Origin of the sequence: Streptomyces sp. NBC_00727, from assembly GCF_045161745.1 — a bacterium.
Taxonomy (GTDB): domain Bacteria; phylum Actinomycetota; class Actinomycetes; order Streptomycetales; family Streptomycetaceae; genus Streptomyces.
Map to the genome: position 1 here is coordinate 3,870,231 of NZ_CP108981.1, position 21,854 is coordinate 3,892,084.

The following is a 21,854-nucleotide window of genomic DNA, read 5'->3' on the forward strand; positions in this document are numbered from 1 at the left end:
GGCTGCGGCTCGTACTTCACCCGCTGAATTCACAAGGGGACCGATGTCAGCGACTCCGCAGAAGAACCGCGCGTCCCGGCGGGTGCTCGCCGCCGCGGCCGGTCTCGCCACCGTGGGCGCGCTGGTCGCCGCCGTGCCCTCCGGCGCCCACGGGCGTGGCCACGGGCACGACCACGGCCACGGGCACCACACGCCGGCCCGTACCGTCGACGTACAGCTGCTGTCCTTCAACGACCTGCACGGCAACCTGGAGCCGCCGGCCGGTTCGGCCGGTACGGTCACCGAGACGCAGGCCGACGGCACGACGAAGGCGATCCCGGCCGGAGGCGTCGAGTACCTCGCCTCCTCGCTGCGCACCGCCCGCAAGGGCCACCCGTACTCGATCACCGCGGCCGGCGGCGACATGGTCGGCGCGAGCCCGCTGCTGTCGGGGCTCTTCCACGACGAGCCGACCATCGAGGCGCTCAACAAGATCGACCTCGACGTGACGAGCGTCGGCAACCACGAGTTCGACGAGGGCGCCGTCGAGCTGGCCCGCCTCCAGAACGGCGGCTGCCACCCGGTCGAGGGGTGCTACGAGAAGGGCAAGAAGTTCGAGGGCGCCGACTTCCCGTACCTCGCGGCGAATGTGACGGCCGAGAAGACCGGGAAGCCGATCCTCAAGCCGTACACGGTGTGGAAGAAGAACGGCGTCAAGATCGGCTTCATCGGGGTGACCCTGGAGGGCACGCCGAACATCGTGACGGCCAACGGCGTCAAGGGACTGAAGTTCCACGACGAGGTCGAGACGATCAACAAGTACGCCAAGGAGCTGGACCGCCAGGGCGTGAAGTCGATCGTCGCGCTCATCCACGAGGGCGGCGCGCCCGCCTCGGCGTCGTACAACTACGACTGCGACAGCCCCGGCGCCGGTGACGGCATCTCCGGGCCGATCACGGACATCGCCAAGGGCATCACGCCGAAGGTCGACGCGCTGGTCACGGGCCACACCCACCAGGCGTACGTCTGCACCATCCCGGACCCGGCGGGCAACCCGCGCCTGGTCACGTCGGCCGCCTCGTTCGGCCGGCTGTACACGGACACGACGCTCACGTACGACCGCCGCACCGGCGACATCGTGCGTACGGCGGTGAAGGGGAGCAGCAAGAAGGGTTCCAAGCACCACGGCTCCACCCCCTCGAACCCGGTCTCCGCGAACCACCTCGTCAGCCGGGACCAGACGCCGGCCAAGGACATGACGGACCTGATCGCCCGCTGGAACACCCTCGCGGCGCCGATCTCGAACCGGCCGCAGGGCTACATCTCGGCGGACATCAACGGCCGCGGCTCCACGGCCCTGGAGAAGCCGCTCGGCGACCTGATCGCCGACGCCCAGCTGGAGGGCCTGGCCCCGGCGGACAAGGGCGGGGCGGTCGTCGCCTTCATGAACCCGGGCGGCATCCGCGCGGACCTGGTGCACAAGGCGTCCGGCAGTGAGGGCGACGGCGTCGTCACGTACGGCGAGGCGTTCACCGTGCAGCCGTTCACCAACATGATGAACGTCGTCGACCTGACCGGCGCGCAGCTCGTCAGCGCCCTTCAGCAGCAGGTCAGCGGCTCCAACGAGGCCAGCCCGAAGATCCTCCAGGTCTCGAAGGGCCTCACCTACACGCTGGACATGACGAAGTCCGGCGCGGCCCGTGTCGTCACGGACACGATTGCGCTGAACGGCGAGGCGATCGACCCGGGCAAGACGTACCGCGTCGCGATGAACGAGTTCCTGGCGGGCGGCGGTGACGGCTTCGCGGCGCTCGGCGCGGGCACCAACAAGCTGGTCGGCGCCTCCGACCTGGACCTGTTCAACGCCTACCTGGCCGCGCACTCCACGGCCTCGGCGCCGCTGGCCCCGCCGGCGACGGACCGGATCACGGTCGTGCGGTAGCGATAGCAGCGCAGCAGAAGGGGGAGGGGCCGCGGACCGGTCGAACCGGTCCGCAGCCCCTCCCCCTTCTGCTGCCTACACGCTTGCTCAGGCCTCCGCGCCGGCCCGGCGGCGGCGGACGACGAACACGGCCGCCCCGCCGAGCGCCACAGCCGCGGCGCCCGCGATGCCGAGCGGGACGGTGGCGTCGGACGAGCCCGTGGAGGCGAGCCCGCCGCCGGTGGACGCGTCGTCGGCCGCCGAGCCCTGCGCCTGCTGCCCGGAGGAGCCGGTCGAGCCGGTGGACCCGGTGGACCCGGTCGTGCCGGAGGTGCCGGTGGAGCCCGCGTCACCGGTGGAGCCTCCGGTGCCTGTGCCTGTGCCTGTGCCTGTGCCGGTGCCGCCGGTCGTGCCGGTCCCCGAGCCCGCGGCCTTGACCGTGAAGGCGGTCGTGTCCATGCCGGGGGCGCCGCCGCAGGAGCCGTCCTTGTTGACGTACTCGGCCGACGTGAGGACGACGCCGTTGCCGGCCGGAGCCTTGGCGTCTGCGGTGAGACGGAGCTTGACGTCGGTCTGCGCGCCCGCCTTCAGCGCACCGAGGCCGATGCGGTGGTCCTTGGCGACGGCGTGCCACTTCGGCGACGCGGCGGTGGACCACTGGAGACGCATGTACCCGTCGGTGGTCTTGAGGCCGCTCGCGTCGGTGGTGTGGACGTACGCGTACGTGGTGACCGCGTCGAGCGTCTGCGTGGTGCCGTTCTTCACGCTCAGCGAGAAGGTGGCGCTCGTGCCGGCGACGACCGAGGAGGGCAGGCCGGTCACGGTGGCGCGGAGGTTCGCGGGCACGCAGTCCGGACCGCCCTCCTCCTCACGGGCCTTGGCCAGTGCCTCGTCGGCGGCCGTCTTGACGGCGAGCGCGTCGGCCACGGCCTTCTGCAGCACGCTGTAGGCGCGGGCGGCGGCGACGCGGGCGTCGTCGGAGGCGGTGCCGGCCTCCGTGGCCTTGGTGTCGGCGTCGGCCTTCGCGGTCGCCGCGGTGGCGGCCGCGGTCTCGGCGTCGGTGACGGCCTTCTCGGCCTTGGTCCGCTCGGCGTCGGTCGCGGTGTCGGGCAGTGCGGCGAGCGCGGCCTTGGCGTCGGTGACGGCCTGGTCGGCGGCGGTCTTGGCGGCAGCGGCGTCCTTGGCCTTCTGACGGGCGGCCGTGGCCGCCGCGGCGAGGGGGGCCTCGGGGGACAGGGCGGCCTCCAGCACCTCGTAACCGGCCTTCTGCGCGGCGACGGCCTTGTCATAGGCCTTCTGCGCCTCGGCGGCGGCCTTCTCGAGTTCCTCGATCGTCGGCTTGGCCTGGGCCTCCGCAGCCGGCTTGGAGTCGGCGAAGGCCGGGGTGACAGAGAGGAGCGCGGCGGGGGTGGTGACGGCGACGGCCACGGCGGTCGCGAGTACGCGGCGAATCTTCACATGATCCCTTGGTGTCGTTCCGGAGAACCGAAAAGTTCTGGGGACGTGCGGGCCACAGCGGTTTGTTCACGCGTGCGGCTGTGAAGAGCGTATGAGTCCGGTCGGACACGGCCGGGAGATATGTTCGCAGCGTCGGCCGCCTCGCCCCCACCGGGCGAGGACAGACATCGCGAAAGGGTGCAGTTGCCCTCGGGCCGACCGATTTCCCTGTGTCGAACATCACGCGAGGGTGGCGATGGACAGGCCCAGGCCGGAGCCCGGGAGCCACCTGACAGACCCTGCCCGTGCCGTGCCCCCTTCCGCGTCATGCCGATGAGCCGGTGGCGCGTGCGGCACGAGAGACGGCGTAGCCGCACAGCCGTGCCCCGTAGAGGTCCAGGGCGTCGTCGGGATCGTCGGTGTAGTGGGCGGCCACCTCGTACCACCGGTCCCACGCGTAGAGCCGCGCGTGGCGGCGGTCGTCGTCCGTACGCGCCGGGGTGTCGGTCCGGCGGCTGTTCAGCCACCGCTGCCACTCCTGGTGGGAGGCGGGGTCGGCCCGTGGTTCGTCCTCCGGGGGCGCGGCCCGGTCCCGGGCGAGAGCGGCGGCGATGTACGCGGCCGGTCGCCCGGGACGCCAGGTGACCGCCATCCCGAGAAGTTCGGCGGCGATGTCGCGGGCCTCCAGGCCCCGGTCGATCAGCGGGCGCAGCGCGAACGCCAGACGGCGCAGTCCTTCCGGCTGAACCCAGCCGACGAGCGGCCGGACCTGCCGTGCGAGGGCGATGTCACGGGCCACTTGTGCCGGCCTCCGTCGTGCCGGCCCCCGGCCGCTCACCGGCCTCCTGCGCGCGGTCGCCCTCGCGCGCGGTGCGGGTACGCGCGAGGTGTAGTTGAAGCGCCCGTCCGGATCCAAGACAGGTACGTCGTGGTGGCGCCCAGAAGAATGGGGTGCAGGCCCGGCACAACTACGCTTACCCCGCCGCCCGTTGTCCACAGACTGTGGATGCTGCCGGGCTGCGGCCTTCACCGCGAGCGCTCGCCCCTCGTCCGTCACTCCGGCCACCCGGGCCCGGTACCCGGCGCCGTCGAGCCGGTGCCCCATCGCGTCGTCGTACGCGGCCGGGACCGTCGCCGCGTAGATCGTGGCCGTGGCTGTGTACCGGCGGCCCGGGAGCCGAAGGTTCCGCTTCGTGCCGTGTCGGCGCCACGCCAGGGCGCCCAGTTCACGCAGGACCCGGACATGCCGCTTCACCGTCGCGGTCGACACCCCGCACCGGGCGGCCGTGCCTTCGAGGTCGTACAGCACGAATCCCAGCCGGTAGTCCATCCGGGCCGCGAGATCCCGGGCCACGGCCAGGGTGGTCGCGGTCGCGCGGGGGTGCAGAGCGGCGCTGATCAGCCACGTCACGGCGGGCAGCCACGCGTGCGGCCGGGCATGCCGGGCAGCGGTCGTGTCGACCTCCTGCGCGTTACGGGGGACGGGCGTCCACGCCGGTTGCGGGCATGGCGAAGGAGCGCGGCGCGGGGCCGCGCCGGTGGTGCGGCGCATCAGGTTCCGTCGGAGCGGGGCGGGCCGGGCGGGCCTGCCGGTGGGTCGGGGGGCGTGGACTGCCGCGCGCCGGTCTCAGCCCGGCGCGCGGAGGGGCGTCAGGCGGAGACACCCGCCTGCGCGGCGAACGTGAACCACACGGTCTTGTGGCGCGGGTCGCAGCATCCGCAGACGTCGGAACCCCATGCCGAGGCAAGCTCCTCCAGGAGGAAGAGCCCCCACCCGCCCTCCCGCTCGCCGCCGCTCGGCCTCCCACGGAGTGGACCGGCCCCCGGGGGCACGGTCCAGGGCCTGTCGTCGGAGACGGCGAAGGTCACGTGCTCCGGGTCCACGGTCACATGGACGCCGATCAGCGAAGTGCGGGTGTGGCGGTGGGCGTTGGTCACCACCTCGGTGACGCAGAGCCGGGCGTCGTCGACGATGCCGCCGTGCGGGCTGCCGGTGAGCAGCGAGGTGGCGAAGTCGCGGGCGATCGCGGCCGAGCGCGCGGTGTTGGGCAGGGAGAGCCGGTAGCTCTCGCCGTTTTGAGGGTGTGGTGCGGTGGCGTTTGCGCTGGTCATGGCGTTCTCTCTGGATAGTGCGCTTCGAACCGGCGCGCTGCTCGTTGTCCCTGGTGGTGTCCGTGGAGTTCGGGTGCGTCCCACAAGGGACGCTGACACAGGGGTACTTCAGGTCGTCGGGGCGCTACGCGGTGACTCGCGAAGGCGTTCGGCGTATAACTAGTGGTACTGCCTCAGATATTTTCGTTAACGAGCCTCAGGTCGTTTGGGTGCGGTTAACGCTGAGACTCGTTGCGGGGAGGGCTTGATGCCGCCAAGGAAGTTGCTCACGGTGCGGAAGCGCCGCCTGGGCTCCGAGCTGCGCAGAATCAGGGAGCATGCAGGCCTGACGTTGGCTCAGGCTGCAGAGCGGGTGGGAGCGGACCGCACCGTCATCAGTAACTCCGAGTCCGGACGCTTCGGGGTGAGTCCTCAGCGCGTGCGGGCCTGGGCCGACAGCTACGAGTGCCCGGACGCCGCGTACGTCGACGCCCTTGCTGCCATGGCTGCGGAACGTATGAGCGGATGGTGGGAGCACTACCGCGGTGAGCTGGCCGATGGCGCCCTGGACTTGGCGGAGTTGGAGCATCACGCCACGGCCATCCGTTCGGTGCAGATCATGTATATGCCGGGGCTGTTGCAGAACGAGGAGTACGCCCGAGCTGTGTTCGCGGAGGCGGTGCCGACTCCGAATCCGGAACGCCTCCGTTGCCTGCTTTCGCACCGACTGAGGCGCCGCGATGTGCTGGACGGTGTGGGGGCGCCGACGTGTACGTTCCTGGTTCATGAGGCCGCGTTGCGGATGACGTACGGCGGAGCCGGTGTCGCGCTGGGGCAACTCCGCCACCTGTTGCAGGAGTCGGAGCGCGACAACGTCATGGTCCGGGTGATCCCGTTCGCGGCCGGTGGTTTCCCGGAGGTCGGCAGTTCGACACAATACGTCCACGGCCCGGTCCCGCAGCTCGACACCGTGCAGACCGACACGGCGACGGGGCCCGCGTTCATCGACGCCGAGGTCCGCCTCGTGAACTACCGGGCCGCGCTGGACCGGGTCGAGAGGCTGTCCCTCGATCCGGAGAAATCGCGGGACTTCATCCGCGAAGTCGCGCAGAGCGTGAGGGTGTGAGGATCATGGAAATCCAGTGGCGCAAGTCATCGAAGTCGTCGGGAGCCGACGGCAATAACTGCCTCGAACTCGCCGCCCACGACGGCGAGATACTCCTCCGCGAGAGCGACAACCCGGACACGGTCATCCGCACGACCCCGGCCAAGCTCCGCGCGTTCCTCGGCGGTGCGAAGGAGGGCGAGTTCGATGACCTGGGCTGACCGGTGACCGGCCGGGATCTCCACGCGACCTGCCCCGGGAGGGGTGGTCACCGGAGCAGGCTGTGGAGTCCGATTACTCTTGCGCCCCGTCCGGCGGCGGCTGCGGTGCTCCCGGGAGGTTGATCACCGCCTCCGTGCCGCCGCCCCGGGCCGGGGACAGGGTGATGTCGCCGCCCGACTGCTGGACCGTACGGGCCACGATGGACAGGCCCAGGCCGGAGCCCGGGAGCTGGCGGGCGGACGGGGAGCGCCAGAAGCGTTCGAAGACGTGGGGGAGTTCGTCGGCGGGGATGCCGGGGCCGTGGTCCCGGACCGTGAGCCGGCCCCGGTGCAGCACCACGTCGATCGTGGAGCCGGACGGGCTGAACTTCACCGCGTTGTCCAGGACGTTGACGATCGCCCGTTCGAGGGCCGCCGGTTCGGTGCGTACGTACCAGGGGGCCAGGTCCTCCGTGATCGTCAGCTCGGGGCCGCGCAGCCGGGCGCGGTGGAGCGCGGCGCGGGTGATGTCGTGCAGGGCCACCACCTGGAGCGGGCCCGGCTGGGCGGCGTCCGGGCGGGCCAGTTCCTGGAGGTCGCCGATGAGCGCGGCCAGCTCCGTCATCTGCGCCTTGACCGAGGACATCAGCGCCCTGCGGTCGTCCGGCGGGATGGCCCGGCCGGTGTCGTCGCTGCGGGCCAGCAGCTCGATGTTGGTTCGCAGCGAGGTGAGCGGGGTGCGCAGCTCGTGGCCCGCGTCCGCGATGAGCTGCGCCTGCCGGTCGCGGGAGGTGGCGAGGGAGGCGGTCATCGAGTTGAAGGACCGGGACAGGCGGGCGATCTCGTCCTCGCCCTCGACGGGAATGCGGACGGTCAGGTCCTCGGTCCGGGCCACGTGCTCCACGGCCTCGGTGAGCTCGTCGACGGGGCGCAGGCCGGAACGGGCGACCCAGAGGCCGGCGGCGCCTGCGCCGATTACGCCGATGCCGGAGACGAGGAGGAGGACCCAGGCGAGGGTGGAGAGGGGTTTGTCGATCTCGCTCATGGGGCGTGCGAAGGAGACGCCGAGCTCCAGGGCCGGCCGACCGGGCTGTTTCACCTCGGCCTGCTTGGTGAACACGCGCATGTTCACCCCGCCCTTGGTGGTTGCGGAGTGCAGTGCCGTGAGCTGCTCCCGGTTGACCACCGCCAAGTCCGCCTTGGTCACCGGAAGCGCCGCGTAGGACCGATCGATGCAGACCGTGCCCTGGGCATCGATGAGCTGGACGGTGAGACCGGAATCGGTGCGGGGGAGCTGCTGGCCGGTTCCCAGGCAGTATCCGTACAGGCTGGTGAGGTAGCGCTCGTCGACCGACGTGTTGCGCAGCGCCTCGTCCTGCCGGCCCTCCAACTGCTCCCGCGTCACGAACCAGCAAGCCACCGCCACCCCCGCCACCGCCACCGCCACCGCCGTGGCGACCAGCAGCGCGAGCCGGGAGCGGAGCGCAAGCGCGCGGAACCGGTGCAGCGGCCCCGTCACCCCTCGCCCCCGCCCGCGCGCAGCGCGTACCCCACGCCCCGGACCGTGTGGACGAGGCGCGGTTCGCCGCCGGCCTCCGTCTTGCGGCGCAGGTACATCACGTAGACGTCCAGGGAGTTGGAGCTCGGCTCGAAGTCGAAGCCCCACACGGCCTTGAGGATCTGCTCGCGGGTCAGGACCTGGCGCGGGTGCGCGAGGAACATCTCCAGGAGGGTGAATTCGGTACGGGTCAGCTCCACGCGCCGGTCGCCGCGCATGACCTCGCGAGTCGCCAGGTCCATGCGCAGGTCCGCGAAGGAGAGCACGTTGTCGTCGGGGACGGGGCCGCCCGAGGCCGCCGCGTACGAGCTGCGGCGCAGCAGCGCGCGGATGCGGGCGAACAGCTCGTCCAGCTCGAACGGCTTGACCAGGTAGTCGTCGGCGCCCGCGTCGAGTCCGGTGACGCGGTCGCCGACGGTGTCCCGGGCCGTGAGCATCAGGATGGGCGTGGTGGTGCCCGTGGAGCGGATGCGGCGCGCGGCGGTCAGGCCGTCCATGCGGGGCATCTGGATGTCCAGGACGATGAGGTCGGGGGCGTACGACTCCGCCTTGGCGAGCGCGTCGAGTCCGTCGACGGCCACCTCGGTGCCGTACCCCTCGAAGGCGAGGCTGCGCTGCAGGGCCTCGCGCACGGCGGGCTCGTCGTCGACGATCAGGATGCGCTGCGGATCGTCATCGGCGGGGCTCATCGCTGTCTCGTCCTCTTCTCATTCGGTACGGGGCCGGGGCGCGGCGGGCCCCAGTTTCTCAGCCCGGCACGCTTCAGGAGCCGTTGCCGGCGCGCAGGGTGTCGAGGTCGGCCTTCAGGGTGTTGACCGGGATCGCGAAGCCGAGGCCGACGCTGCCCGCGGTGGAGCTGCTGCCACCGCTCGCCGAGCTCGCCGAGTACATGGCCGAGTTGATGCCGATGATCTCGCCGTCCATGTTGATCAGCGCGCCGCCGGAGTTGCCCGGGTTGAGCGAGGCGTCGGTCTGGAGGGCCTTGTACGTGGTGGTGGACTCGCCGGTGTCGCCGTTGAACTGCTGGCCGCCGAACTCGAAGGGCCACTGGCGGCCGCCGCCCTGCTGCTCCTGCTCCTGGCCGCTGTCGCCGTCCTTGGCGACGGTGACGTCCCGGTCGAGCGCGGAGACGATGCCGCTGGTGACGGTGCCGGTCAGGCCCTCGGGCGAGCCGATCGCGACGACCTCGTCGCCGACGGCGACCTTGGAGGAGTCGCCCAGGGTCGCGGTCTTCAGGCCGCTCGCGCCCTGGAGCTTGATCAGCGCGAGGTCCTTGTCGGCGTCGGTGCCGACGACGTCGGCGGTGTACGTCTTGCCGGTGCTCAGGGTGACCTTGATCTGGGAGGCGCCCGCGACGACGTGGTTGTTGGTGACGATCTCGCCGTCCGACGTGATGACCACCCCGGACCCGGTCGACTGGCCGGCCGTGGAGGTCGCGCCGATCTCCACGATGGTGGGCGAGAGGGCCGCGGCCACACCGGCCACCGTGCCCTTGCTGCTCTGCGAGACGGTGGTGCCCGGGACGACGCCGCCCCCGGCGGTGGTCGCGGTGCCGTCGTCCGTGAGCTGACCGATAACGGTGGCGGTGCCGCCGCCGACGATCGCGGCCGCGATGGCCACCGCCGCGAGGAGCGCGACCGGCCTGCGGACCCGGCGCCGGGCGGCGGGCGGCTCGGCGGCGGGCCCGGGGTCCGTCGGGGCCGGGAAGACCGGCTGGACGGGCTGGTATGACGGCGGCGGCGGGTAGGCCGCGTCGCCGTTGCCGTACGAGGGGTACATCGGGTACTCGCCGCTCGGGCGCTGGCTCTCTGTCATGTCTGTGAGACTGTCCGGCCAAGATGAGAGGAGCGTGAGGGCGCCCTGAGAAGCCCGGCAGAACCTCGTATGCCCGATATAAGGAGCCTACGAGAGTGTTCGCCCCGCGGGCTCGCCGCAGCCGCACGAGCGGCGGACCACCAGCGCCGACGGGAACTGCTTCAGCCGCTCCCGCCGCGACCCCGACACCCGCAGCGAGTCGTCGAGGACCAGGTCCACCGCCGCCCGGGCCATCGCCGGGCGGTCCGAGAAGACCGTGGTGAGCGGCGGATCGGTCAGCCCGGCTTCCTTGACGTCGTCGAAGCCCGCGACCGCCAGCTCGCCCGGCACGTCGATGCGCAGCTCGCGCGCGGCCCGCAGCACGCCGATGGCCTGGTCGTCCGTCGCGCAGAAGATGGCCGGCGGCCTGTCGGGGCCCGAGAGCAGCTCCAGGGCCACCTGGTAGGCGTCGTAGCGGTTGTAGGGGGCCTGGAAGAGGCGGCCCTCCGTCGAGCGGCCCGACTCGTGCATCGCGCGCCGCCAGCCCTCGACGTGGTCCGCGACCGGGTCGCCGACCGCCGGGGTCTCCTCCGTACCGCCGAGGCACGCCACGTACGCGTTGCCGTGCTCAAGGAGGTGGCGGGTGGCGAGCTGGGCGCCGCCGATGTCGTCCGTGACGACCGCGACGTCGTCGATCGCCTCGGGCCGCTCGTGCAGCAGCACCACCCGGGCGTCCCACGCCTCTATCTCCGCCGCCGCGCGCTCGCTGGGGCCCTGGCTGACGAGGATCAGGCCGGAGACCCGCATGCCGAGGAAGGCCCGCAGATAGTGGACCTCGCGCTCGTCGCGGTAGTCGGAGTTGCCGACGAGGACCATTTTCCCGCGCTCGGCGGCGGCCTGTTCGACCGCGTGCGCCATCTCCGCGAAGAACGGCTGCCGGGCGTCCGGCACGATCATCCCTATGAGATCGGTCCGCCGCGAGGCCATCGCCTGGGCGACCCGGTCGGGCCGGTAGCCCAGCTCCTTGATCGCGGCGAGCACCCGCTCGCGCGTGGCCGGGGCGACCGGCCGGGGTCCGTTGTTGATGACGTAACTGACCACTGCGGTCGACGTCCCCGCCAGTCTCGCCACATCGTCCCGCGTCACCTTGGCCACGCGCGGCAGTCTACGCGGATGGAACTACCTCTTGGCGGGCCGGACCGGGGCTTCTTCCGTAACGTCCACGATGCGAGACTGCTCCGAACGGGGGACCGCTCGCGCGGCCGCCTTGGCCTCCTCCGCCGCCCGCTCGACCTTCTCCGGAGCGACGAAGCGGTAACCCACGTTCCGCACGGTGCCGATCAGCGACTCGTGCTCGGGGCCGAGCTTGGCGCGCAGCCGCCGTACGTGCACGTCGACCGTGCGCGTACCGCCGAAGTAGTCGTAGCCCCAGACCTCCTGGAGCAGCTGGGCGCGGGTGAAGACCCGGCCCGGGTGCTGGGCCAGGTACTTGAGCAGTTCGAATTCCTTGAAGGTCAGGTCCAGGATCCGGCCCTTGAGTTTCGCGCTGTACGTCGCCTCGTCGACGGAGAGGTCACCGTTGCGGATCTCCATCGGGGAGTCGTCGGCGGTGATCTGCTGCCGGCCGGTCGCCAGCCGCAGCCGCGCCTCGACCTCGGCGGGGCCCGCCGTGTCCAGCAGCACGTCGTCGATGCCCCAGTCCGCGGTGACGGCCGCGAGCCCGCCCTCCGTGACGACGAGGATCAGCGGACAGCCGGGCCCGGTGGACCGCAGCAGCTGGCACAGGGAGCGGACCTGGGGCAGGTCGCGGCGCCCGTCCACGAGGATGACGTCGGCACCGGGGGTGTCGACGAGCGCGGGGCCCTCGGCGGGTGCGACGCGCACGCTGTGCAGCAGGAGGCCGAGCGCGGGAAGCACCTCCGTGGACGGCTGGAGGGCATTCGTCAGGAGCAGCAGGGAACTCATCGCCGCCCACCTGCCCGGTTCGTCGGTCGGTGATCGTGCACGGTTGGCTCGCCCATGACGTCGGTCCTCCTCGTTCCCTGCGAGAGGGGCACTCCCGGGCCGGACCCGGGGGAGTATGCGGCTCTGCTTCGTACATTGGTGTCCCGCTGAGCTTGTCGAAACGTCGCCGTAACAACGTCCGGAAAGCACAAAAGGACCCGGGGGCTGCTTTGCCCGGATCCTCTTCACAGGAGAATAGCCCACATGAGTTCTGTGTCCGAGGGGAGAATTCCGGATTCCTCTGTTCGCTCCGTCACGAGGGGTCCGGTACGGGCCGCGTTGCGGGCGGATGACGGGACCTGGATCGAGGCGGTGTACGACCCGTGTACGGCGGATGACGCGGCGGACACGGTGATCGTCGTCGCGCACGGATTCACCGGTTCGGTGGACCGCCCGGCGGTACGGCGGGCGGTGCGCACGTTCTCCCGGTACGCGGCGGTGGTGACCTTCTCCTTCCGTGGTCACGGCAGGTCCGGCGGGCTGTCCACGGTGGGCGACCGCGAGGTGCTGGACCTGGCGGCGGCGGTCGCCTGGGCGCGCTCGCTCGGGCACCGGCGCGTGGTGACGGTCGGCTTCTCGATGGGCGGCTCGGTGGTGCTGCGGCACGGCGCGCTGTGCGGGGGCCGGGGAGCGGGCGCCGGGGACGGCGGGGCCGCCGGGAGCGTTGCGGAGCGCGGGGGGCGCACAGGGGCGCGTACGGATGCGCACGCGGACGCGGTGGTGTCCGTGAGCGCCCCGGCGCGCTGGTACTACCGCGGTACGGCTCCGATGCGCCGCCTGCACTGGATGGTGACCCGCCCCACGGGCCGGCTGGTCGGGCGCTACGGCTTCCGCACCCGCATCCACCGCGAGGCGTGGGACCCGGTCCCGCTCCCCCCGGTCGCGGCCGCCGCCCTGATCGCCCCGGCGCCCCTGCTGATCGTGCACGGCGACCGGGACCCGTACTTCCCGCTCGACCACCCCCGCATGCTGGCCGCCGCCGCGGGCGACGCGGCGGAGCTGTGGCTTGAGCGCGGAATGGGGCACGCGGAGAACGCGGCCGACGAGACCTTGCTCACCCGCATCGCCGACTGGGCGGTGCGACGGTGAACCATGATGGGCCGCCGGTGTCCCCCGAACGGGCACCGACCGGACGGAACGAAAGGAGCGCCGCCATGCCTGCGGGAACGATCCGTTACTGGGCAGCCGCCAAGGCCGCGGCCGGGACCGCGGAGGAGCCGTACGCCGCCGCGACCCTCAAGGAGGCGCTCGACGCGGTGCGCGAGCGGCACCCCGGCGAGCTGAGCAGCGTCCTGCGAAGGTGTTCGTTCCTCATCGACGGCGACCCCGTCGGGACCCGGAGCCATGAGACCGTACGCCTTGCCGAGGGCGGCACGGTCGAGGTGCTCCCGCCGTTCGCAGGAGGGTGAACCGCAGCACATGAGCAACGATCAGCAGCATCCGTACTACCCGGGGCCGGAGCAGCAGCCGCAGTACGGGTACGGACAGGACCCGCAGCAGCAGCACCCGTACCCGCAGGGCCAGGACCCGCAGCAGCAGCACCCGTACCCGCAGGGCCAGGAGCCGCAGCAGTACGGCTACCCGCAGCAGGACGCGTACCCGCAGCAGCAGGCGTACGGCGATCCCTCCCACGGGGGCCCCGCGTACGGCGGGCAGGGGTACACGGACACCTCGGCCGGGCAGCCGGACCAGGGCGCCACCCAGACCTGGCAGGGCCAGACCTGGGACACCCAGTACCAGCCGACGGTCCGGCGGACGGACGGGCCCGCGCCGCAGGGGGACCACCCCGTGCCGCAGGGGGACCACCCCGCGCCGCAGGGGGACCACCCCGTGCCGCAGCACAGCGCCGCTCCCGGCACCGGCTCGTACCCGCTGCCGCCCGAGGTCCACGCGGAGCCCGCGCCCGCGCCCGCCCCGGCGCCCGTCGCTCCGGCCGGTGACGACGGGTACAGCGCGCCCACCACCCTGGGCAACGCCCGGATCACCGACGCGCAGCGCGCCCGGGCCGAGGGGCGTTCCCCGGTCATCGCGCCGGGAATCCAGCCGGCCGCGATCACCGCGGTGCTCGGGCTGCTGCTCGCCCTCGGCGCGGCGATCGGTTCGTACGCGCTGGCCGTGCCGCTGGTGCTGCTCCAGGCGGTGACGGCGGCGGGCTGGTTCCGGCTCAACGGCATGTGGCCGGCCCGGCAGGGCATCGCGCTGGCCTTCGCCGGCGGCCTGGTCGCGGATGTGGCGCTCCTCGCGGCTGGGCGGGAGCACGGTCCGGCCGCGATCATCGGCACGCTCGGCGTCTGGGTGCTGCTGACGGTGGTCCTCCAGCTGCGCAGCCGGGCCGGGGCCGACGAGCGGATGCAGGGCCTGATGGCCACCGTCGCCTCCGCCGCGCTCGCGGTGCTGGCGGCCGGACACCTCGCGGCCGTCCCGGACGCGGTGACGGTGGGCGCGCTCGCCGTGGCCGGTGCCGTGCTCGTACGGGCGCTGCCGCTGCCCGGGCCGGTCTCCGTCGTGGCGGCACTGGCCGTCGCGGCGGGGGCGGGGGCGCTGGCGGGCGCCGCCACCGACCTGGGTGGGAAGGGGGCGCTGCTCGGCCTCGCCACCGGGGTCTGCGCGCTGATCGGGCTGCGGGTGGCGAGCTATGACTACCCGTCACGCTTCGTCCACATGACGGCGGGTGTGGCCCTGCCGCTGACCGCGGCCGCGCCGGCCGTCTATCTGCTGGGGCGCGTGCTGACGTAGTCCCGTACCGCTCGGATCCGTACCGTTCCATGCGCATGGCGAAGCCCTCCACGGGGAACCGTTGGGGGGCTTTCGCGCGTCGATCACGCGGGGACGTGCCGTGCGGCCGACAGGAGGCCCGCGGGCCCCGGGGGTCCGTACGGACGGCAGGGTGGGGAAGGACAGGCATGCGTGCACTGCGAATATCGGCCGTCGTCTTGGCGATCCTGGTGGCGGTGTTCGTCGCCGTGGACCGGGTGGCGGTGTACGTCGCCGAGTCGCAGGTCGAGGACCGGGTGAAGGTCCCGGGCGCGCAGATCGGCTCCACCGACGTCTCCATCAAGGGCTTCCCGTTCCTCACCCAGGTCGCCGGATCGTCGCTCGACGAGGTCGACGTGAGCATCACCGGCATCGAGACCCACGCCGCCGGCCGCTCGCTGCGGATCTCCACCATGGACGCCGAACTGCACGACGTGCATCTCACCGACGGCTTCTCCGGCGCCACCGCTACCCGCGCCACCGGGACGGCCGTCATCTCGTACGAGGACCTGACCAAGGCAGCCAGCGACGGCGTCGCGGTCGAGTACGGCGGCAAGGGCAAGGTGAAGGTGACCGGGTCGGTCGACATCCTGGGGCGCCCGATCACGCGCAGCGTGCTGTCCACCGTCACCCTGGTCGACGGCCACACGGTCCGCGTCCACGCGGACAAGGTCCCTGGCGAGGGCATCCCCGGCCTGGAGAAGCTGGTCCGCGAGAAGACCGACTTCGAGCGCGAGGTCGGCGGGCTGCCGAACGGCCTGAAGCTGGAGAAGATCCAGCCGACCGCCGACGGCCTGGAGATCTCGGTGACCGGCACCGACGTGCGCCTGGCGGGATGACCGGGCCCGTGAGCGGGTAGGGAGCAGGCGGCCCCGCCACATAGTGAGACGGGCCGGTCCGGTCCGCAGATGCCCGACCGCTCCGACGCCTCGCGCGACTGCGCCGGGCTCTACCTGCGGCGGCGCCCGTCCCGGAATGCGGACGATCCTGTCTCAGGATGCGACACAACGGTGACATGTCCGCCCGTACGTCCCTACGATCGGACCCATGCAGTGCTCTATTAGCGGCCTCCCCCAGGGTGGCCAGGCGGATCTCACGAAGCGGCGGGCAGTGGACCTGTGCCGCGTCGCCGCCATGCTCTGTCGCACTGTCTGAGCGGGACGTCCGGTTTCCCGCGTTCCCAGGCCCTTCGACCGCACGTCGGGGCCGTCCCGCATGTCGCCCGTGCTCGTGGGCCCGGCCCGCGTCCCGCACATCCGCATCACGCACGACCCGTGCACCATCTCGCCGCAGACTGCCCCGGAGGAGAAACACAATGAGCCGCAGTGACGTCCTGGTAGACGCCGACTGGGTCGAGGCCCACATCGACGACCCGCAGGTCGCCATCGTCGAGGTCGACGAGGACACCTCCGCGTACGAGAAGAACCACATCAAGAACGCGATCCGGATCGACTGGACCAAGGACCTCCAGGACCCGGTCCGCCGCGACTTCGTCGACCAGGCCGGTTTCGAGGCGCTGCTGTCCGCGAAGGGCATCGGCAACGACACCACGGTCGTCCTCTACGGCGGCAACAACAACTGGTTCGCGTCCTACGCCTTCTGGTACTTCAAGCTCTACGGCCACCAGGACGTCCGCCTGCTCGACGGCGGCCGCAAGAAGTGGGAGCTCGACTCCCGCGACCTCGTCGACGGCGACCAGATCCCGTCCCGCCCGGCCACGCAGTACCAGGCCCAGCCGCAGGACGAGTCGATCCGCGCCTACCGCGACGACGTCGTGAAGGCCATCGGCACCCAGAACCTGGTCGACGTGCGGTCGCCCGACGAGTTCAGCGGCAAGCTGCTCGCCCCGGCCCACCTCCCGCAGGAGCAGTCGCAGCGCCCCGGCCACGTACCGAGCGCCCGCAACATCCCGTGGTCGAAGAACGCCAACGACGACGGCACCTTCAAGTCGGACGACGAGCTGCGCGCCCTCTACGAGGCCGAGCAGGTCGACCTGGCGAAGGACACCATCGCCTACTGCCGCATCGGCGAGCGCTCCGCGCTCACCTGGTTCGTGCTGCACCAGCTGCTCGGCCAGGAGAACGTCAAGAACTACGACGGTTCGTGGACCGAGTACGGCTCCCTCGTCGGCGTGCCGATCGAGCTCGGCGCCAACAAGTAACCCGTACGTCCCGGACCGGCACGACCCCAGACCAGAAGGACTGAACACCATGTGTGGAGCAAAGGCCGGCGGCCCCGACGCTTCGACGATCAAGCCCGGTGAGACCACCATCCAGGGCAGCGTGACCCGCGACGGCGAGCCCGTCACCGGCTACGTCCGTCTGCTGGACTCGACCGGCGAGTTCACCGCCGAGGTCCCGACCTCGGCGACCGGCCAGTTCCGCTTCTACGCGGCCGAGGGCACCTGGACCGTCCGCGCGCTCGTCCCCGGCGGCAGCGCCGACCGCACGGTCGTCGCGCAGACCGGCGGCCTGGCCGAGGTGGCCATCGCCGTCTAGCGCCCCTCCCGGCAAGCTTTGCCCCGTCGCGCCGCCCAGCACGCACGCTCGCCGCGTTGGCCGAGAGTTCTGGTAGCTCCTTCCCCAAGCTCTTGACGAGCAGGGGAGACCCCATCCAAGGACTCTCGGCCGCCTTGCGATCGCACGCACTGGACGACGCTCCTCACGGAGCAAACATTGCCGGTCGCGGCACCTAGCACCGCCGTCGGCGACAGCCGACGACCGGCCGAAGGGCCGTACCCCAGGGGGTTTGGACGCTTGCCTGGCGCGGGTACGGCCCTTCGTGCTGCCCGGACGAGGATTCCGTTTTCCCGGACGGCCGAGCGGGCCGATCGGGCCTACGCTGGACTCATGTACCGCCGACGCCGGCGCGCCTACTTCGTACTGATGGGCGTCTGCCTCGTCCTCTTCGTATCGGCCTGGGCCTTCGTGAGGCTCTGGTCGATGCCCGCCGCCATCGCGATGTGTGTGGTCGCGATGGTGATCCCGCCCGTCGCCGCGATGGTCGGCAACCGCAAGGGGCCGGAGGACCGCTGGTGGGACGAGCCCGGCGGGCGGCAGGAGCCCCCGGCCGGTGAGACGCGACGGCCCGGCAAGGCCGGTGGCGCCACCGGCGATCCGGAGTCCGACGCGTGGTGGGACGAGCTGGACGGCCGGAAGCGGCGCGGCTGAGAACGGCGCTCCCCGGGGCCTCTCAGTAGACGAGCGCCTGCACACCGTCGGCCATGATCTCGCTGACGAAGACCTGCGCCCCGGCGATCCGGACGCCGTCCAGGACGTCCCCCTCCGTGATGTCGCGCCGGGCCGCGCACTGCGTGCACAGCGTGATCCGGCCGCCCGCCTGGATGGACTCGATCAGATCGGGCAGCGGCGCGGCGTGCGGCAGTTCGAACTCGGCGGCGCGCCCCGGCAGGGCGAACCAAGCGGATTCCCCGGTCAGCCAGAGCGAAACCTCCACCCCGCTGGCGACGGCCACCGCCGCCACGGTGAACGCCTGGGAGCAGCGCTCGGCGGAGTCGGCACCTGCGGTCACCTTGATCACGAGCTTCTTCGGCATATACGGAACTGTAATCGGCGCCCGCACAACCCCACCGCGAACCTGTGGGTCAGTTGTGTGCGCGGGTAACGGAATCCGAGGAGTACATGTACAGCGACCTCCTCGACCAGGGCCTGCGCCGGGTCGCGGGCACGTCCTGGAAGAAGGGCGAGTCCCGCGCGGCCGACGTGTACCTGGTGCAGTTCCGCTCGGGCGACGCTGCCGCCGCGCAGGCGGAGGACCAGCGCTCGTACATGCCCGACAAACGTGGTGCCGGCAACGAGGGCGCCGCGATCAAGGGCAGCGCCGAGGGCCGCTACTACCTCTTCCCGGCCGAGCGCAAGGCCGGGTACCTGCCTCTCTACCAGGCCAGGGCGATCTTCAGCCGGGGCGACGTCATGGTCGACATCCACATCTACGACAGCGCGCCGATCAGTAAGAAGGACATCCGGACGCCGGCCGAGCGACAGCTGGAGCGCCTTTGACATCCTCCCCGCCCCGAGGGGCGGGGATTCCTGGCTCACGTTGGCCGGGGACCTGCGGTCCGCCGGCTCTTACACGATCGGCACCAGCCGGGTTGAGACCAGCCCGGACCAGCATCACGCGGGCGGAGTTCTTGTCCCTCGGGGACACGGCTCCGCATGCGGTGCAGGTGTAGGTACGTTCCGAAAGGGGAAGTGCGTGCTTGGTTCTCGCTCCGCACGACGCGCAGTCCATGGTGGTATGCGCGGGATGCACGAGACGAATATCCCGTGCGTGCTTACGCCTCATCTCGATCAGGGCGGTCTTGGTGGCGCCGATCGCCGCGTCAGCAGCTTTGCGGGCCATGCTGGTCTTCGCCAGGAACTTCGGGCGGAAGTCCTCGACGGCGATCGCGTCGTGGTCGCGGACCACCGCCTTGGCCCACTTGCGGGCGGTGTCCTGCCGCTGCCGGACCACCTTCTTGTGCACCTTCGCGGCCTGCCGTCGGGCGTTGCGGTAGCCCTTGGATGCCGCCTGCCCGCGCGCGGGGCGGCGGCGGGCCACCATCCGCTGATAACGCCCCAGCTTCCGCGCCGCGCTCTTCCCATGGCCGGGGTGGGGTAAGTCGTGGGCGTCGGATGTGGTGGTGGCGGTTTCCCTGACACCCCAGTCCACACCCAGCACGCGCCCTGTGGCGGGGAGCGACTGGATCTCGGTGGTGACGACGAACGACGCGTACCAGTGCCCCAGACTGTCCCGGTAGATGCGCACGCTGGAGGGTACGGACGGCAGGTCGCGAGACCAGACGACCGTCAGGACGATGCCGCCCGCCAGGTGGAGACGGCCGTCCTTCAGACGGAACCCGCGCCGGGTGTAGTTCAGTGTGGACAGCGCATCCCGCTTGCGCTTGATCCGGGGCATCCCGGCCCGCCGCCGCACCGGCACCTTCGCCTTGATGTCCTTGACCGCCTTGGACCGGGACGTGGCGAAGTCACGGATGACCTGCTGCTGCGGCACCGAAGCGCCCGCGCGCAACCACGCCATCGACGCCCGGGCCTCGGTCAGTAACCTGTCGAGCTCTGCCGGACCGCACGTGATCTTTTCGGCAGCATCGTGGTTAAGGCCGTGAACCTTGCGGGACATCGCCACGCACTCGTTCCACACCCACCGACACCGCGCCCACTCACCCTCCAGCCGGGCGAGCGCAGTTGACGACACGCGCAGCCGGTAGGTGTACCGGGCATGCCCAGCCCTCTGCCCTGCCGCTGCTTTCGTCGCCATGATTCGCAACGTAACAGCCCTCACTGACAACGAAAGAAAGCGCAGGTCAAGGCCAACATGATCGAGCCCGAGACCACGGTCGCGAGCCCACCGCCGCCTCTGAGCCCGCTCCCGCAGGGAAGGGCCGGGTGCGGCGGGCGAACCCTGGCGGCCCTGCCCGTCGTGCTGGTGCTCGCCGACCTCGCGACGGCCATCCACCGGAGTGGGTGCGTACACGAAAACCACGTCCGACGGGACCGCACCGTTCCCACCTAGCTCTGGCGGATGGCCGCGCACCCGACCGCAGTCCCGCGAGGGCGCCGGCAGCACGCCCCGGATCCCGTTCCACCAGACGGTCATCCTGCAGAACCAGCTCCTGGGCTGACCCGCCCCGGACGCCCCGGGACGGCAGGGCCGGTCCCCACCCATTACGCTGGGGCTCGGCCCTGTATGCCGCCATACCGCTCGTTCGAGGAGCCCCCCGTGCTTGAGGCATTCTTCTCCGCCCTGCTGGTCCTGGTCTGCGTCGGCGTTCTCGCCTTCGCCGGCGTGACCGTGAAGAAGCTGTACCAGGGTCAGCGCTGACCCCCTCCCCGTTCCCGGCCTTCCCGCCTCCCGCCTCACAGATCGTCTGAGCCGCTCATGATCGAGATCCCGTCCGACCTCCACCCGGACCTCGTCCCGCTGGCCTTCCTCCTGGGCAACTGGGTGGGCGCGGGAGTCTCCGACTTCCCGGGCGCCGAGAAGTGCAACTTCGGGCAGGAGGTCACCTTCAGCCACGACGGCCGCGACTTCCTCGAGTACACCTCGCACTCCTGGGTCCTCGACGGCGACGGCAACAAGGCCCGTCCGCTGGAGACCGAGACCGGCTACTGGCGCATCGACAAGGACCGCAAGGTCGAGGTCGTCATGGCCCGCGACCAGGGCGTCATCGAGATCTGGTACGGCGAGCTGGCCGACAAGAAGCCGCAGATCGACCTGGTCACCGACGCGGTGGCCCGTACCGCGGCCTCCGGCCCGTACAGCGGTGGCAAGCGGCTCTACGGGTACGTGAACAGCGACCTGATGTGGGTCGGCGAGAAGGCGACGCCCGAGGTCGAGCTGCGCCCGTACATGTCGGCGCACCTGAAGAAGACCGTCACGCCCGAGGAGGTCGAGGCGATGGCCAAGAGCCTCGGCGACCTGCCGGACGACGGGATCGCGTTCTTCAAGTAGCCGTCGCCTTCCCCGAAGAGGGCGCCGGGCGCGGATCTACACTGGGGGCTGTGGTGAGCACCGACTGGAAGACCGATCTCCGGCAGCGCGGTTACCGGCTGACGCCGCAGCGCCAGCTCGTCCTGGAAGCCGTCGACACGCTCGAACACGCGACACCCGACGACATCCTCTCCGAGGTGCGCCGGACCGCGTCGGGCGTGAACATCTCGACGGTCTACCGGACGCTGGAGCTCCTGGAGGAGCTGGAGCTGGTCAGCCACGCCCATCTGGGCCACGGCGCCCCGACGTACCACCTGGCCGACCGCCACCACCACATCCACCTCGTCTGCCGTGACTGCACGGACGTGATCGAGGCCGATGTGGGCGTCGTCGAGGAGTTCACCGAGAAGCTGCGCGGCGCGTTCGGCTTCGAGACGGACATGAAGCACTTCGCGATCTTCGGCCGCTGCGCCGACTGCACGGCGAAGGCGGCGGAGAAGGGTCCGGACGCCGCCGGTCCGGCACCGGCGGCCGGGGCCTGAGATCCAGTCGTACGCTGGT

General features: G+C 71.4%; 24 protein-coding genes. 14 read left to right on the forward strand and 10 right to left on the reverse strand.

The features are described 5' to 3' along the window. Positions 1 to 43 precede the first annotated feature (43 nt). Positions 44 to 1,921 (forward strand): bifunctional metallophosphatase/5'-nucleotidase, encoded by a 1,878-nt coding sequence (locus OG242_RS17265; protein WP_405899016.1) that lies wholly within the window; start codon positions 44 to 46, stop codon positions 1,919 to 1,921. An 87-nt stretch (positions 1,922 to 2,008) separates the two neighbouring features. On the opposite strand, the gene OG242_RS17270 is transcribed toward OG242_RS17265, so the two are convergent. The 3 genes from OG242_RS17270 to OG242_RS17280 form a co-directional block, all read right to left on the reverse strand. After that, positions 2,009 to 3,358: an LPXTG cell wall anchor domain-containing protein gene (locus tag OG242_RS17270; protein ID WP_405899017.1), complete on the reverse strand. Its 1,350-nt coding sequence runs from the start codon at positions 3,356 to 3,358 to the stop codon at positions 2,009 to 2,011. A 304-nt stretch (positions 3,359 to 3,662) separates the two neighbouring features. After that, positions 3,663 to 4,748, reverse strand: a complete 1,086-nt coding sequence (locus OG242_RS17275) for a cell wall protein (RefSeq protein WP_405899018.1) — start codon at positions 4,746 to 4,748, stop codon at positions 3,663 to 3,665. Positions 4,749 to 4,987: 239 nt separating this feature from the next. Continuing rightward, positions 4,988 to 5,449, reverse strand: a complete 462-nt coding sequence (locus OG242_RS17280) for an ATP-binding protein (RefSeq protein ID WP_405899019.1) — start codon at positions 5,447 to 5,449, stop codon at positions 4,988 to 4,990. Positions 5,450 to 5,696: 247 nt separating this feature from the next. On the opposite strand from OG242_RS17280, the gene OG242_RS17285 reads away from it, so the two are divergent. Both OG242_RS17285 and OG242_RS17290 read left to right on the forward strand, forming a co-directional pair. Then, positions 5,697 to 6,554 carry a helix-turn-helix domain-containing protein gene (locus tag OG242_RS17285; RefSeq protein WP_405901638.1) on the forward strand — a complete coding sequence of 286 codons (858 nt, stop codon included), beginning with the start codon at positions 5,697 to 5,699 and terminating at the stop codon, positions 6,552 to 6,554. 5 nt (positions 6,555 to 6,559) lie between these two features. Next, a complete protein-coding gene (locus OG242_RS17290; RefSeq protein WP_405899020.1) occupies positions 6,560 to 6,754 on the forward strand; it encodes a DUF397 domain-containing protein in 195 nt (64 codons plus the stop codon). 73 nt (positions 6,755 to 6,827) lie between these two features. On the opposite strand, the gene OG242_RS17295 is transcribed toward OG242_RS17290, so the two are convergent. From OG242_RS17295 to OG242_RS17315, 5 genes are all read right to left on the reverse strand, one after another. Beyond that, complete coding sequence (locus OG242_RS17295; protein WP_405899021.1) at positions 6,828 to 8,252, reverse strand: ATP-binding protein; 1,425 nt, start codon at positions 8,250 to 8,252, stop codon at positions 6,828 to 6,830. After that, complete coding sequence (locus tag OG242_RS17300) at positions 8,249 to 8,980, reverse strand: response regulator transcription factor (RefSeq protein WP_405899022.1); 732 nt, start codon at positions 8,978 to 8,980, stop codon at positions 8,249 to 8,251. The genes OG242_RS17295 and OG242_RS17300 overlap by 4 nt, the downstream gene beginning before the upstream one ends. Before the next feature lie 73 nt (positions 8,981 to 9,053). After that, the gene (locus OG242_RS17305) at positions 9,054 to 10,106 is read right to left on the reverse strand and encodes a S1C family serine protease (protein WP_405899023.1); all 1,053 of its coding nucleotides are present in this window, start codon (positions 10,104 to 10,106) and stop codon (positions 9,054 to 9,056) included. A gap of 87 nt (positions 10,107 to 10,193) precedes the next feature. Then, complete coding sequence (locus tag OG242_RS17310) at positions 10,194 to 11,240, reverse strand: LacI family DNA-binding transcriptional regulator (RefSeq protein WP_405899024.1); 1,047 nt, start codon at positions 11,238 to 11,240, stop codon at positions 10,194 to 10,196. A 24-nt stretch (positions 11,241 to 11,264) separates the two neighbouring features. Further along, on the reverse strand, positions 11,265 to 12,050 hold the full coding sequence (locus tag OG242_RS17315) for a response regulator transcription factor (RefSeq protein ID WP_405899025.1): 786 nt from the start codon (positions 12,048 to 12,050) through the stop codon (positions 11,265 to 11,267). Positions 12,051 to 12,293: 243 nt separating this feature from the next. On the opposite strand from OG242_RS17315, the gene OG242_RS17320 reads away from it, so the two are divergent. From OG242_RS17320 to OG242_RS17355, 8 genes are all read left to right on the forward strand, one after another. After that, positions 12,294 to 13,178 carry an alpha/beta fold hydrolase gene (locus OG242_RS17320; protein ID WP_405899026.1) on the forward strand — a complete coding sequence of 295 codons (885 nt, stop codon included), beginning with the start codon at positions 12,294 to 12,296 and terminating at the stop codon, positions 13,176 to 13,178. A 65-nt stretch (positions 13,179 to 13,243) separates the two neighbouring features. Then, positions 13,244 to 13,498, forward strand: a complete 255-nt coding sequence (locus tag OG242_RS17325; protein WP_018101657.1) for a MoaD/ThiS family protein — start codon at positions 13,244 to 13,246, stop codon at positions 13,496 to 13,498. Positions 13,499 to 13,508: 10 nt separating this feature from the next. Then, positions 13,509 to 14,825 carry a hypothetical protein gene (locus tag OG242_RS17330; protein WP_405899027.1) on the forward strand — a complete coding sequence of 439 codons (1,317 nt, stop codon included), beginning with the start codon at positions 13,509 to 13,511 and terminating at the stop codon, positions 14,823 to 14,825. Positions 14,826 to 14,992: 167 nt separating this feature from the next. Then, positions 14,993 to 15,682 carry a DUF2993 domain-containing protein gene (locus tag OG242_RS17335; RefSeq protein WP_405899028.1) on the forward strand — a complete coding sequence of 230 codons (690 nt, stop codon included), beginning with the start codon at positions 14,993 to 14,995 and terminating at the stop codon, positions 15,680 to 15,682. A 208-nt stretch (positions 15,683 to 15,890) separates the two neighbouring features. Further along, a complete protein-coding gene (locus OG242_RS17340) occupies positions 15,891 to 15,998 on the forward strand; it encodes a putative leader peptide (RefSeq protein ID WP_353961620.1) in 108 nt (35 codons plus the stop codon). 160 nt (positions 15,999 to 16,158) lie between these two features. Further along, positions 16,159 to 17,004, forward strand: a complete 846-nt coding sequence (locus tag OG242_RS17345; protein WP_405899029.1) for a sulfurtransferase — start codon at positions 16,159 to 16,161, stop codon at positions 17,002 to 17,004. 49 nt (positions 17,005 to 17,053) lie between these two features. Beyond that, a complete protein-coding gene (locus tag OG242_RS17350; RefSeq protein ID WP_018519671.1) occupies positions 17,054 to 17,341 on the forward strand; it encodes a DUF1416 domain-containing protein in 288 nt (95 codons plus the stop codon). 351 nt (positions 17,342 to 17,692) lie between these two features. Continuing rightward, positions 17,693 to 18,013: a DUF3099 domain-containing protein gene (locus OG242_RS17355; protein ID WP_405899030.1), complete on the forward strand. Its 321-nt coding sequence runs from the start codon at positions 17,693 to 17,695 to the stop codon at positions 18,011 to 18,013. Between the two features lie 22 nt (positions 18,014 to 18,035). Here OG242_RS17355 and OG242_RS17360 read toward each other — a convergent pair whose 3' ends face one another. Beyond that, the gene (locus OG242_RS17360; protein WP_405899031.1) at positions 18,036 to 18,398 is read right to left on the reverse strand and encodes a DsrE family protein; all 363 of its coding nucleotides are present in this window, start codon (positions 18,396 to 18,398) and stop codon (positions 18,036 to 18,038) included. A gap of 86 nt (positions 18,399 to 18,484) precedes the next feature. Between OG242_RS17360 and OG242_RS17365 the strand changes: the two genes are divergently transcribed. Next, positions 18,485 to 18,862, forward strand: a complete 378-nt coding sequence (locus OG242_RS17365; RefSeq protein WP_405899032.1) for a hypothetical protein — start codon at positions 18,485 to 18,487, stop codon at positions 18,860 to 18,862. On the opposite strand, the gene OG242_RS17370 is transcribed toward OG242_RS17365, so the two are convergent. After that, positions 18,810 to 20,120, reverse strand: coding sequence for an RNA-guided endonuclease InsQ/TnpB family protein (locus OG242_RS17370; protein WP_405899033.1), 1,311 nt, complete (start codon positions 20,118 to 20,120; stop codon positions 18,810 to 18,812). The genes OG242_RS17365 and OG242_RS17370 overlap by 53 nt on opposite strands. Positions 20,121 to 20,741: 621 nt before the next feature. Between OG242_RS17370 and OG242_RS17375 the strand changes: the two genes are divergently transcribed. Further along, positions 20,742 to 21,314: an FABP family protein gene (locus OG242_RS17375; protein ID WP_405899034.1), complete on the forward strand. Its 573-nt coding sequence runs from the start codon at positions 20,742 to 20,744 to the stop codon at positions 21,312 to 21,314. A gap of 50 nt (positions 21,315 to 21,364) precedes the next feature. Beyond that, positions 21,365 to 21,835 (forward strand): Fur family transcriptional regulator, encoded by a 471-nt coding sequence (locus tag OG242_RS17380; RefSeq protein ID WP_405899035.1) that lies wholly within the window; start codon positions 21,365 to 21,367, stop codon positions 21,833 to 21,835. Positions 21,836 to 21,854: the final 19 nt, after the last annotated feature.